The organism is Methylosoma difficile (assembly GCF_054657615.1).
Genome location: NZ_BAAHYJ010000001.1, coordinates 759704 through 772899, shown reverse-complemented (window position 1 = coordinate 772899; position 13196 = coordinate 759704). Strand labels below are relative to the sequence as shown.

9 protein-coding genes are annotated in these 13196 nt (G+C 50.1%); 6 read left to right on the top strand and 3 right to left on the bottom strand.

From position 1 onward, the window contains the following. Positions 1-355: 355 nt before the first annotated feature. Entirely contained in the window at positions 356-2095 is a 1740-nt protein-coding gene (locus ACYQ1O_RS03770; RefSeq protein WP_459990298.1) for a multicopper oxidase domain-containing protein, read from the top strand. A gap of 171 nt (positions 2096-2266) precedes the next feature. Beyond that, complete coding sequence (locus ACYQ1O_RS03765; RefSeq protein WP_459990297.1) at positions 2267-3691, top strand: diguanylate cyclase domain-containing protein; 1425 nt, start codon at positions 2267-2269, stop codon at positions 3689-3691. Positions 3692-3725: 34 nt separating this feature from the next. Here the strand turns inward: ACYQ1O_RS03765 and ACYQ1O_RS03760 are convergent, their stop codons facing one another. From ACYQ1O_RS03760 to ettA, 3 genes are all read right to left on the bottom strand, one after another. Then, positions 3726-4382, bottom strand: coding sequence for a response regulator (locus tag ACYQ1O_RS03760; RefSeq protein WP_459990296.1), 657 nt, complete (start codon positions 4380-4382; stop codon positions 3726-3728). After that, complete coding sequence (locus tag ACYQ1O_RS03755) at positions 4379-5683, bottom strand: histidine kinase (RefSeq protein ID WP_459990295.1); 1305 nt, start codon at positions 5681-5683, stop codon at positions 4379-4381. Before ACYQ1O_RS03755 ends, ACYQ1O_RS03760 begins: the two co-directional genes overlap by 4 nt. Positions 5684-5776: 93 nt before the next feature. Continuing rightward, on the bottom strand, positions 5777-7444 hold the full coding sequence (gene ettA / locus ACYQ1O_RS03750) for an energy-dependent translational throttle protein EttA (RefSeq protein WP_459990294.1): 1668 nt from the start codon (positions 7442-7444) through the stop codon (positions 5777-5779). Between the two features lie 251 nt (positions 7445-7695). Between ettA and ACYQ1O_RS03745 the strand changes: the two genes are divergently transcribed. Genes ACYQ1O_RS03745 through ACYQ1O_RS03730 form a run of 4 tightly spaced genes read left to right on the top strand, consistent with a single transcriptional unit; the run spans position 7696 to position 12951 of the window. Continuing rightward, positions 7696-8703 carry a diguanylate cyclase domain-containing protein gene (locus ACYQ1O_RS03745; protein ID WP_459990293.1) on the top strand — a complete coding sequence of 336 codons (1008 nt, stop codon included), beginning with the start codon at positions 7696-7698 and terminating at the stop codon, positions 8701-8703. 12 nt (positions 8704-8715) lie between these two features. Beyond that, a complete protein-coding gene (locus ACYQ1O_RS03740; RefSeq protein WP_459990292.1) occupies positions 8716-10116 on the top strand; it encodes a CheR family methyltransferase in 1401 nt (466 codons plus the stop codon). Then, complete coding sequence (locus tag ACYQ1O_RS03735) at positions 10113-11150, top strand: chemotaxis protein CheW (RefSeq protein WP_459990291.1); 1038 nt, start codon at positions 10113-10115, stop codon at positions 11148-11150. The genes ACYQ1O_RS03740 and ACYQ1O_RS03735 overlap by 4 nt, the downstream gene beginning before the upstream one ends. A gap of 7 nt (positions 11151-11157) precedes the next feature. Next, positions 11158-12951, top strand: coding sequence for a methyl-accepting chemotaxis protein (locus ACYQ1O_RS03730; RefSeq protein WP_459990290.1), 1794 nt, complete (start codon positions 11158-11160; stop codon positions 12949-12951). Positions 12952-13196: the final 245 nt, after the last annotated feature.

Below are 13196 nucleotides of genomic sequence, written 5' to 3'. Positions count from 1 at the left end.
ATTATTTTTGTTATTTAAAAGTAAAAAAACCTGCGGCACCGTTGGTCCTGCCATCGGTTTTAGCCAATAGGGTATAGTCTCAAATCGGCTTGCTTTGGTAAAGCCTTGCGCGCATTGCCGGTTGCTTATTGATCCACTCAGGTTATATTCGTTTTTTGACCGTTAGCAAGCCACGCATTTGACCAATATCAATACAGTGTCGCTATCGATGGTTTAACATCACCCGAATCTTAACAAGCCAGCAAAAGCCTAAAAGACTTACCGGCACTATTCAGTTAAAATAGTGGGGATATTGTTTTATCGCTGTATTTGTGGCGTTTGATTCATCAACAGTTTGTTTTCCCGAGGTTATCGTATGCGTAAAAAACTTCTTACCTTTACCGGCGGCGCGGTACTGCTCCTTAGCCATGCTTGGAGCCATGCCAGCACCGATTTGCCACCGTCCGCCAAAGTCGAGCTGGGACCTGTGGAAGAAGTCTGCTCCGATTTCACCTCGCCGGAGTGGCGCAAAGCACAAACGGTTGACGGCGTTGCCATTCAGGAATCCAAACTGTGCAACCCTGACAATCCTGCCGATATTGCCGCCTTTGTAAAAGGCACCAACGGCATTTCCATGGAAACCTTGATGCAAACGCAACTGGCTGCCGATGCCATTACCGTGTCAGATGACATGGATAATGACGGCGACCCGGACAAAATTGTCATTAAATTGGAAGTGGTGGAACTGAACGGTCACTCGCCCGATGTCAAAGACCCGATCACCACCTTTGATATTGCCCCTGGCATACAACCGACCTTCTGGGTGTACGCGCCGAAAACCCGCGATATGTCGACCCTAAGCTTGTACGAACCACAAGCGAATCCGCTGCTGCGCGCGCCATCACCGGTTATCCGTGTTGAGCAAGACGATGTGATTTGGATTGTGCTGGAAAACACCCATTACCTGCCACACTCCATCCATTTGCACGGTATCGACCATCCGTTTATGGATCACGGCGGCAACGGCAATGACGGCGTCGGTCAAACCAGCAACATGGACACCATGCCGGGGCAAAGCAAAACCTATGTGATTAAGCCGCGCCAAGCCGGCACCATGTATTACCACTGCCACGTGCAACCGCACACGCACATCCCGATGGGTTTGCAAGGCATTTTCGTGGTGGAAGAAAACCGTCCGAACAACTGGGTACAAACTTTTAACGTCGGTGCAGGCCAAGTGCGCCACCCGTCAGTCGCCGTGCTGGAAAAATACGCCCGCGAATACGATTTGCATTACCAATCGGCGGACAAAGAATTGCATGAAGTGGTCGCGCGTTCTGCCAACGATCCACGTCTGATCGCCAAGCACATGAACACTGAGTACGACACCACAGACGCTACCGATGATTATTTCATGCTCAACGGTCGCTCGTTCCCTTACACTTTGCGCGAATCGCTGATCCACATGGAAGAAAACCAGCAAGTGAAATTGCGAGTGCTGAATGGACATACCGAAGCATTTGCGTTGCATATCCACGGTCATAAACCGACCATCACCCATTACGATGGCGTCGACAACGGCCCTGGCTCGTACATACAGCGCGACGTACACGGCATGGTACCCGCGCAACGGATTGATTTGTCGCTGAGCGGCATTGACGACGGCTTGAACAGCTTTGGGCAAGGTATTTGGATGTTCCACGACCACGTGGAAAAATCTTTCACCACTGACGGACACGGCGAAGGCGGTGACATCAGCTTGGTGGTTTATAAAGATTTTGTTGATGACAAAGGCATTCCTAAAGCCCACGGCATGAGCTTGTCGCCTTATTTCGCCAAAGGTTTGTGGCAAGGCAATTACCCCATTTGGCAAGATTACGATGCCTGGAAAAGTTTGGGCCTGCCTGACTTGAATGCCGAAGTCACCCCCGCCAAAGTAGCCGTGCAAAACGTGGTGAGAAACTCGGTGGACGGGATTGTTGCCGCTGACCAAGGCTCGCCTATCGGCAAATTGCTAGGTGGCATTTTGCTGGGCTTGTTGAGCTACACAGCCGTGGTCAAACGCCATGAAGTGATTGCTTTTGGCAAAAAATTTATCAGCAAACAAGACAGCTAACCCATCAACCTTCCCTATTGCCGGCGATAAATAAGCCTATTTACCGTCGGCACCCTGTTACCCTTATCCAGCCCCGACCACCAACAGCTATTTATTTAATCAAAATAGCCAGTTGCCTTAATATCAACAGACTGCCATCATAGCCAATAAGCAAAAACTTATTTTGGAGAGATGATGTCACCCCTCGCCCCTACGCAACCGGCTATTGAATCCATTATTCAAGCGTTGCCACTCACCTTACCCACGCAAACCTTGGTAACAGAGGCCATTGACCAAATGTCCACCACCCGCACCAGCAGCGTGTTAGTGACAGAAGACAAGCAATTGGCGGGTATTTTTACCGAGCGCGATGTGGTCCGGCTGGTTTCCTCAAACACTAAACTGTTAGGTTTGACACTTGGGCAAATGATGACCCGCAATGTGGTGTTCCTGAAATCATCGGAAGCCATCGACATTTTTTCTGTTTCGCGCCTTTTCAACCTACATAAAATCCGCCACGTACCCATTTTGGACGATGCCGACCAAGTGATCGGCATCGCCACCCCCGAAAGCGTGCGCAGCCACTTAAAACCAGAACATTTATTGCGCTACATCCGCGTTGCCGAGGTGATGGAGAAAAAAATCATCTTGGGTACGCCTGACGAGCCACTGCTTAGCCTCGTCAAAAAAATGGCGCAACATCGGGTAAGCTGCGTGGTGATTCACCAGCCTGAAAACAACAGACCCATTGGTATTATCACCGAGCGCGATACCGTACGGTTCGTATCAAAAGGGGTGGATTTTAATGAAGTAACGGCACAAAACGTGATGACCACGCCGCTTTCGGTCGTCAACGACCAAGATTCGCTATGGGGCGTACACGAAAAAATGCAGACACTGAATATACGCCGCTTAGTCGTTACCGAAGGTTACGGCACATTGGCAGGCATTGTTACGCAAAGCCAGTTACTCAAATTGCTTGATCCCACCGAGATGTACCACGTGATGCAACAAATGCAACAAGTGATCGAACAACAAACCCAAGAGTTGGTGACCCTTAACCAAGACTTGCAAGCCGCAAATGCCAAACTGAAGGAACTGGCATCGATTGACGACCTGACCCAACTGCTCAACCGTCGTAGCTTTAACCATTGGCTTAAACAAAAATGGCATTACCACTTACGCTATAAAAAGCCTTTATCGTTACTGATTTGTGATGTCGATTACTTTAAAGCCTATAACGACACTTACGGGCATTTGGCTGGCGACCGTTGCCTGATGGTGATTGCCCAGGCACTACAAGAAGCCATCCGTTTTTCCAGCGATATGGTCGCTCGTTTTGGCGGCGAAGAATTTGCCGTGATCTTGCCCGATACCGACAGTTTTGGCGTCGAAGTTGTCGCCAAAAAAATCCAAGCCTGCTTAAAAAACGTACAAAACCAATACACCAGCGATACGCTTGCGAAGCCTGTCACCCTGAGTATGGGCGGTGTCACCACCATTCCTGATGAAAGCTTTTCAACTGAACAGTTGCTGGAAACAGCCGACCAGTTGCTTTACCAAGCCAAACAACAAGGCCGGAATACTTACCGGCTAAAAATGCTGGCCTCCCTATGAAATCTTGGTGAAACCGTTTAAACAGACCACCCCACTACAGACCTTCGCTACCCATTAACCCCAGCACCAAGGCAATATGCGCCAGCTCTGCAACCGTTGATACCTGCAATTTGCTGCGGATTTGCGTGCCATAGTTGGCAACCGTCTTGTAGCCCAGACATAATTCATCAGCAATTTTTTGTACGGTCAAACCTTTGGCAAGCAGCAAAAAAATATCAAACTCGCGAGTGGAAAGCCTTTCCACCACCGCTTTGTAATCCATTTCAGAATCCGCTTCAGGCAGATTTTTGTTCAATGCCGTTTCCCAATAACTGCCACCTGCAGCAAGGGTTTGGATCGCTTGCACCAACACCGACGGCGCGCTGCTTTTACTGATATAGCCTTTTGCCCCGGCGTTCATAGCACGATTGATATAAACCCCTTCATCATGGACACTGAACACCAATATTTTCGCTTGGCTGTCACGCAAGCAAATGCGCCGGATGGTTTCCAAGCCGCCAATGCCGGGCATGGACAAGTCCAATACCAAGACATCGGGCTGGTGTTGCAAATAAAGCTGGCAGGCGGCCTCGCCTCGTTCGGCTTCGGCAACCACATCAATGCCCGCTTCGCTAGCCAGCAACATTTTAAAACCCGCGCGAACCACTGCATGGTCATCAACCAAAATCACTTTAATCGTGGCAGTCGTCATAGCGGTATGCTAGCGTTCAGGCGGAACCCTTGCGGGGCTTGGCTGTGGATAACCAATTCGCCACCCAAACTGTTGACGCGCTCGCGCATACCCAATAAACCAAAACCCGCCTTCAAGTTCGCTTCCGCGCAACCTTGTCCGTTGTCACTCATTTGCACCAACAAACGCTGGCTATCCGCATCGAACTGCAAGCTGACTTGCGCAAAATCGGCTTGGGCGTGGCGGACAATATTGGTCAGCCCTTCCTGAACAATCCTAAACACTTGGATAGCGATGGTTTGCGGCAAAGCATCCACCTCGTCAGCGCAATCAAGGGCTAACTTTAATTCTGGATTGCGCAACGACCAGTGGTTGAGCAAATCTTCCAGCGCGGCCTTCAAGCCCAATTCCGTCAACACTAAAGGATGCAACTGCCGCATCATCGATCGCACCACGGACAGCAAATGATCGCTGACACTGGCAATAGACGCCGTACTCTGTTTAATTTGTGCCGGATTATTAGCCGCCACCGCCGCCATCACTTTGATAGCGGTTAACGATTGCCCCAATTCATCGTGCAATTCTTGGGCAAGATGTTGGCGTTCATCTTCCTGAATCGCCAAAGAATGCTGGGCCAACGCGCGGTTGGCTTGCTCGGCGGCGGCAAGCTCGGCAGTCATGTGGTTGACGGCATTGGCGATACTGGCAAATTCTTGGCTGGCAAAAGCTGGCAAAGGTTGTTGGTATTGACCGGTTTCGATAATCTTTAAGCCCTCAACAATCACAGCAATAGCCTTTAATGCCTTATTAAACGCCAAATGCACCGCCAAGAAGGTCAGCAAAACCAATAACAACATGGAACCAAAAAACGCCAAGCTTTCCTGCCAAACTTCGGTGATTTCATCCAGCGGGTTGGCTTGGATCAGCAGCGTAAACACTTGACCATCAAAACGGGTGACCACCTGTTCGCTTTGCGGGTGCGCATTACCGCCTACCAGAGCAATAAACCATTGCGGAGGTTGTTCTTGGCGGATCGGCGTGTTGCTATGCAATAACTTTACGGTATGTCCAGAAGACTCCAGCAATTGGATGCTTAAATGGCGGGTTTCCTGTAGCGAGTTAAACCGCGCCAACCAATCGGCTTCGTTAAAACCGCTGTGCGACAAACCAAAAGTGATGAGCTGCACAGCAAGGTTGATGGATGAATGGATTTCCTTATCGACCGATTGCCGGGCTTGCCAAATGGCGATACTGCCGCCGAGCAGTACAATGCACAGGGATGACAAGAAAATTCTTAGATTGATTTGGTGGCGTAGGCTCATAAACAAGAGTGGGGAAATTTGGCAGCAAAAGAAAAAAAACCGATGGGCAGTTTTCCACCCATCGGTTCAATGCTTTCTTAATGGCGAGGAAAATTACGCCGTCAATTTTTTGTACTTCAAGCGTTTAGGGTTATCCGCATCACTGCCCAAGCGGCGATGGCGGTCAGCTTCGTAGTCTTCGTAATTGCCTTCAAACCAGACCACGTTACTGTCGCCTTCAAAAGCCAAAATGTGCGTGGCGATACGGTCCAAGAACCAGCGGTCATGCGAGATGACCACGGCGCAGCCAGGGAAGGCCAGCAGCGCATCTTCCAAAGCCCGCAAGGTTTCCACGTCCAAATCGTTGGTGGGTTCGTCAAGCAACAAGACGTTGCCGCCGGATTTGAGCAATTTAGCCAAATGCACACGGTTACGCTCACCACCGGACAGATTGCCGATGATTTTTTGCTGGTCGCCACCTTTAAAATTAAAGCGGCCCAAATAGGCGCGTGATGGCGTTTCGTATTTGCCGACAGTAATCATATCCAAGCCGTCGGAGACTTCTTCCCAAACCGTTTTCTTGGCATCCATGTCGTCACGCAACTGGTCAACATAGGCAATTTCAACGGTTTGCCCCAGCGACAGGCTGCCGGAATCGGGCTTGTCAACGCCTGCCATCATGCGGAACAGCGTGGTTTTACCGGCACCGTTCGGGCCAATAATACCGACAATGCCACCCGGCGGCAGTTTAAAGCTTAGGTTGCTGATGAGCAGGCGGTCACCAAAACCTTTGCTGATGTTGTCGGCTTCGATGACCACGTCGCCCAGACGCGGTCCGGGCGGAATATAAATTTCTTGGGTTTCGTTGCGTTTTTGCACTTCCACCGATGACAGCTCTTCAAACTTCGCCAGACGCGCTTTGCTTTTGGCATGGCGGCCTTTAGGATTGGAACGCACCCACTCCAACTCTTGCTTCATGGCTTTTTGGCGGTTGCTTTCTTGCTTTTCCTCAATCAACAAGCGATTGCTTTTTTGGTCTAGCCAGCTGGAATAATTGCCTTCCCAAGGAATGCCGGAGCCTCTGTCCAACTCCAAAATCCAACCGGCGACGTTATCAAGGAAGTAACGATCATGCGTCACCGCCACCACGGTGCCGGGGTAGTCGTGCAGGAAGCGTTCCAACCAAGCTACCGATTCGGCATCCAAATGGTTGGTCGGTTCGTCCAAAAGCAGCATATCAGGATTGGACAGCAGTAATCGGCATAGTGCCACGCGGCGTTTTTCGCCACCTGATAATTTAGTAACGTCCGCATCCCAATCCGGCAAACGCAAGGCATCGGCAGCCACTTCCAATTTGCGGTCCAAATTGTGACCGTCACAAGCGTTGATAATATCTTCCAAGCGGGCTTGGTCGGCAGCAAGTTTGTCAAAGTCGGCATCAGGATCGGCATAAGCGGCATAAACAGCATCCAATTCCGCCAGCGCGTCTTTAACATGGGCAACCGCTTCTTCCACATTACCGCGCACGGTTTTGCTAGGGTCAAGCTGCGGTTCTTGCGCCAAATAGCCAATGTTGATGCCTTTCAGCGGAATCGCTTCGCCTTCAATTTCCTTGTCCAAACCCGCCATAATTTTCAACAGCGTGGATTTACCGGAGCCGTTTAAGCCTAATACGCCAATTTTTGCGCCTGGAAAAAACGACAGGGAAATGTCTTTAAGAATGTATTTTTTCGGCGGAATAATTTTTCCGACCCGATTCATTGAATAGATATATTGCGCCATTGTATTTGTCTGTCTCTTTAAGTTGGCTGAGTGGTAACAAAAATCATCTACTGCATATTATTGCATGTTACTGATAACTTTAAAGCGATTGGATCAGGATTCCTGCTATTAAAAACTTGTCAACCAATGCGCCTAAATTGGCTACGCTGTAAAGCCAGGCTAACCTTATTTTGCCTATTACCGAAAGCCAACTTACTTTACAATTGCTATCAACACCTTTAGGGCATTTTTAAGATTCTTCTCTTATCACCATGGACGCATACAAAGCTGGCTTATATCGCGTAGACATTATGATTATGCTGGTTGACGATCAGGCCATCGTCGGCAAGCTTATCCAAAACATGCTCGCCGAACATGCTGACATCAGTTTCCATTATTGCCATAACCCCGAATTGGCTATCGAAGAAGCCATTAGTATTATGCCAACGGTCATTTTGTTGGACTTGCTGATGCCGAATGTGAATGGTTTGGATTTGCTGAAAAAAATCCGTCAACACCCAACAACCCGAGACATTCCCGTCATCATGCTGTCCACCGAAGACGAACCCAGCACCAAAGTGAAAGCCTTTGAATGCGGTGCCAATGATTACCTGGTGAAACTGCCTGATAAAGTCGAATTGGTGGCGCGCCTGCGTTACCACTCCAAAGCTTTTATCCACAAGTTGCAACGCGATAAAGTCTTCGAAGCCTTGCAAAAAGCCCAAGCCGAACTGGAAAAGCAAAACATTGAACTGCTGCGCCTAAGCCAATTGGATGGCATGACCGAAATTGCCAACCGCCGTTATTTTGATGAATGCATACTCATCGAACTGAAGCGCGCCTTCCGCAACCAATTGCCGATGGCGGTCATCATGCTCGACATTGACCATTTCAAACGCTACAACGACACCTACGGGCATTTGCAAGGTGATGATTGTTTAAGAAAAGTGGCGCGCATCTTAAAACAACAAATTCACCGCCCTGCTGATTTGATTGCCCGTTATGGCGGGGAAGAATTTGTTATCTTACTGCCGGAAACTGAATTGGAGGGCGCACTCGCCATTGCCGAAAGCATTTGCGAAGCGATTGCCGATGCGCAAATTCCGCATCAAAGCTCAACCACCGCCAAATATGTCACCGCCAGCCTGGGCGTGACCAGCGGCCTACCCAACAGTACCGACACACCAGACCAATGGTTAAAACAAGCTGATGCCATGCTTTATAACGCCAAAGCAGCAGGCCGCAACCAAGTGCAGGGCTTAGCCTTGCCAAGCCTTTAAAAGCAACTTGGCATGATGTGGCTGCACGCATTCCAAGCTTTGTTGACCACCCACACCGGGCTAACAATTGCTCCTTCCGATAATGACAAAGTCGAGCGTTTTTTGCAGCATCGCTTGGCTGAGCTGCGTTTGCCCGACCTGTCGGATTATTTGCAATTGCTAGAGACGCAAAGCATGCTGGCCGATCAAGAATGGCAGCATATTGCACAAACCCTGACCGTACCGGAAAGTTTTTTCCTGCGCGACAAGGGTCAAATGCACATCTTAAAAGAACACATCTTGCCGGAACTGATCCAACGCAACCGCCACAGCCGCCAATTGCGCCTATGGAGCGCGGGCTGCTCGACCGGCGAAGAACCTTATTCGCTAGCCTTACTGTTGCATCAACTGCTACCTGATATACACGATTGGGATGTCATGCTGCTGGGTTCCGACATCAACGACAAGGTCCTCGCCAAAGCCCGTGCCGGATTGTATACACGCTGGTCGCTACGCGATGTCGGTCCGGAAGTGCAAACCTATTTCCAACCAGCGGCGCATGGCTTGTTGTCTTTAGATGCCGCGATCCGTGATAAAGTCAGCTTCCGCCGCGTCAATCTGCTGCAAACGCCGTTTCCTGATTTGGAAATTAACAATATTGACCTGATCTTATGCCGCAATGTCTTTATTTATTTTGACCAGCAGGCCATCGCCACCGTGCTGGATAAATTTACCCGTACTTTAAAGCCAGAAGGCTACTTGCTGACAGGTCATGGTGAGCTGTACCAACAATCGCTTGAGGATTTGGAAACACGCTTATTTTTGGAATCGGTAGTTTACCAACGTTGCACCAACAAACGTGCAAGCTTACCGACAATGCTACCTCGCGAAACCATAACGCCAACGCTCTTACCAAAAATCACATCAGCCACTGTGGCTCCCAAAACCGCAATTACCCACACCGAGCTCACACTAGCCGAACGTATGCAGCACGCTTATCAACAGGGTGATTACGCCGTCGTACTGGCTATTGCCCAGACACAGCCCGTCCAAAACGCCGATTTTGACACCTACTATTGGTCAGCTAAAGCCTTTGCCTGCACAGGACAATACCACACGGCGGAAAACCGTCTACAAGATGCGTTGGCTTTAAAGCCGCGTTCTGCCAGTTGCCATTACTTGCTGGCCCACGTCAAAGAATCGCAAAACGACCTTGAAAGTGCGAAAGCTTTTCTGCATAAAACCATTTTATTGGACGAAACGTTTGTACCGGCTTATTTAGACTTGGCAACCTTATACGAACAGGCGGAGCCGGAGAAATATCAGCAACTTTGCGCACAAGCCTTAGCCTGGTTACAAAAACTGCCACCAGACCATTATTTTGATGACCTCGCCGCCCATGCCCGCGAACTTATCCCGCAGCTGCTGTCATGACAACCCACAACCCGCCCATTAATCCTCGCGACGAGACTTTTTTTGTCTTCGCCCTCAGCCCCTTTTATTACGCCATACCTGCGCATTTAGTTCAGGAAGTCGTCTATCTGCCGGAACTGACTTTATTGGCAACGGTTTCAGCCGATGTTGTTGGCGTGTTTGACTTACGCGGTAGCCTGATCCCGGTTTTGGACGTGCGCCCGCGTTTCCGCCAAGCTTGCCCACCTTACCAAGCCAGCGACAGCATTGTCTTACTAACCCTAGACGGGCAAGTTTTTGGCCTCATCATCAACGATGTTTACGATGTGTGTACAGCCGATACCGTGCAAGACAACAATCTGCTCTATGCCGCCAGCATCAACAGCGAACTGCCCGAACCCTTACTCATCGGCAGCATGACTAAAGATGAAAAAGTCATTACCGTATTAAACGCCGCCGCGTTGTTGCAACAAGCGTTTTTTACCGCACCGACCGAAGCCATTGAGCGCCAAGACTTCTACAGCCGCGCCCAGCCCAACGACCACGCCGTGTTCGCCTTGCGGGCAGAAAAACTCAAATGGCGCGAGCAGCGCGATGATGCCAGCGGCTATTTGGCCTTAGCCGTGGTGGTACTGAATGGCGAATTTTTCGGTGTTGATTTACTGGCAGTGCGCGAGTTTGCCAATATTGGCGGTATTGTCCCCATCCCTTGCACCCCAGCTTATGTGTTGGGTTGCATCAATCTGCGTGGCAATGTCATCACCTTAATTGACATGCGCCACATCATCCATTTGCCACCACAACCCGTGCAGGCCGACAGCAAGGCCGTAGTCATTAACGGCAACGACGATTTTGCCGTTGCCTTGTTGGTGGATAATGTCCCGGAAGTGATTTATGCCGACCCCGCCGCCATAACCCCGTTGCCTTCTGCCGTGGCTTCAGTCAGCGGCGACTACCTGACGGGCGAAATGCCTTATCAAGACAAACTGTTAACCCTGCTCGACCTGAAACTAATCCTTGCGAAAGGCGAGTTGGTCATCGACGACGAAGTGTGAGAAAACTATGCGTATAGCCAAACAAAAACTAACCCACAATCTGATTATCCTTTTTTTGCTCACCTCGGTCTTGCCCATTGCCCTGATCGGATTTTGGAGCTACCAATCAGGCAAGGAATCGCTAAAAAGCCAATTCTTAAACGACTTCACCGCCATTGTCCAAGCTAAGGCGCAAACCGTCAGCCAATACCTCGACACCGAAGTGATCCGTATTGAAAACCTTGCCGCCGACGAAGACGTACAACAATTGTTGCAACAAAACGGCAATGAAGCCCTTGCCGGACAATGGCAAAAACTCATCAAATCCAAAGTCTTATCAAGCCAGTCCGACTTGAAACACGGCTACAGCGAAACCTTGATAATGGATGCCAATGGCCTGGTGGTCGCATCCACTGACAACCAAACCGTAGGGCGTGACGAATCCGCCAACGACATGTTCAATGCCGCCCGTGATGGTGTCCACATTAAAGATGTTTTCGAACATGCCGCCAGCAAGCAACCGAGCTTTATAGTTTCTGCGCCCGTGCGTCAGCCAGGTTCGGGTAAATTGCTGGGCGTGGTCGCCAACCGTTTGACCTTGGCGACATTAACGGACATCACCACCAACCGCCAAGGTTTACGCGAAACCGGGGAAGCTTATCTGGTCAACAAGAACGGCTACATGATTACCCCGTCGCGCTTTATCCCCAACGCCATCTTGAAACAGAAAGTCGATTCCGAACCCGTACGCCTGTTCCAAACCCAACAAAAAAACATGGCGGGTTTATATAACGACTACCGCAACCAGCCGATTGTCGGCGCTTCCGACGGGCAACTGCTCAACAAACGTTACGATTTAGGTTGGCTATTGCTGGTAGAAATCGACGAAGCCGAAGCCAATGCCGAAATTGTGCAACTACGCAATTGGGAGCTGCTATTTGGTTTAGCCACCGCCGCTGTTGCCGCCGCTGTCGGCTTACTGTACGGACGCAGGCTCAGCCGCCCGATTAGCCAAGCGACCGCCGAAGTGTTTACCACCTCCAGCGAGTTGTCGATCACCACCGACGAACACGAACGCACCGCCGCCCAACAAGCCGTTGCTGTCAACGAAACCAGCGCCACCATGAACGAACTGGGGCGCTCCGCGCAGCAATCCATTTTGCAAGCCGATGCCGCCAGCCAAGAAGCACAGCAAGTGGTCAACAAAGCCCTAGCGGGCGCTATGACGATGCAAGAATTGCTCAACAGCATGGATACCTTACGCGGCAAAGTCGAACATATCGGCACGCAAATTTTGCGTTTAAGCGAACAAACCAGCCAAATCGGTCATATCACCGAAGCCGTCAAAGACATCGCCAACCAAACCAACTTGCTGGCACTGAACGCCGCTGTGGAAGCCACCCGCGCAGGCGAACACGGCAAAGGTTTTACCGTGGTATCGCAAGAAATCCGCAAACTAGCCGAGCAAAGCAAAAAATCAGCCGAACATATCGGCAATTTGCTGGAGAACATCCAAAAAATCACCAACACCACCGTGTTGGCAACCGAAGCGGGTACACAAACGGCGCAAACCAGCAGCCAACAAGCCGAACTGACCAAACGCAGTTGTGATGAATTGTCTGATGCCGTCAACAATATTGCCGATGTCTTGCAACAAATTTCCTTAACCGCCAAGCAACAAGCCAACGCCACCAACCAAGTGGTAGAAGCCATGAACATGCTCAATACCGGCGCCAAAGAAACCGCCAACGGCATCACCCAAAGCAAGCTTGCCATCCAAAATTTAAACAAAGCAGCTGGGCAATTGCAGGAAATGATTTAAAAGCGGGAGTTGGCTTGGGAAAGGTTTTGTAATTTCGTAGGGTGGGCAGCCTTTTTCTGCCCACCAATTTATCGTTCCCATACTCCGCGTGGTAACACATCGTGCAACGCTCCGTCGTTGCGTAAGGCGACGCTGAAGCGTCATTGACACATTCCCTCGCTCCGCATCACTGCCATTAAGTTAAGAAAAAACTATATAAACTAAACGTTCATACTTGACTGAATGGATGCAGGAGGTAGAGCAAC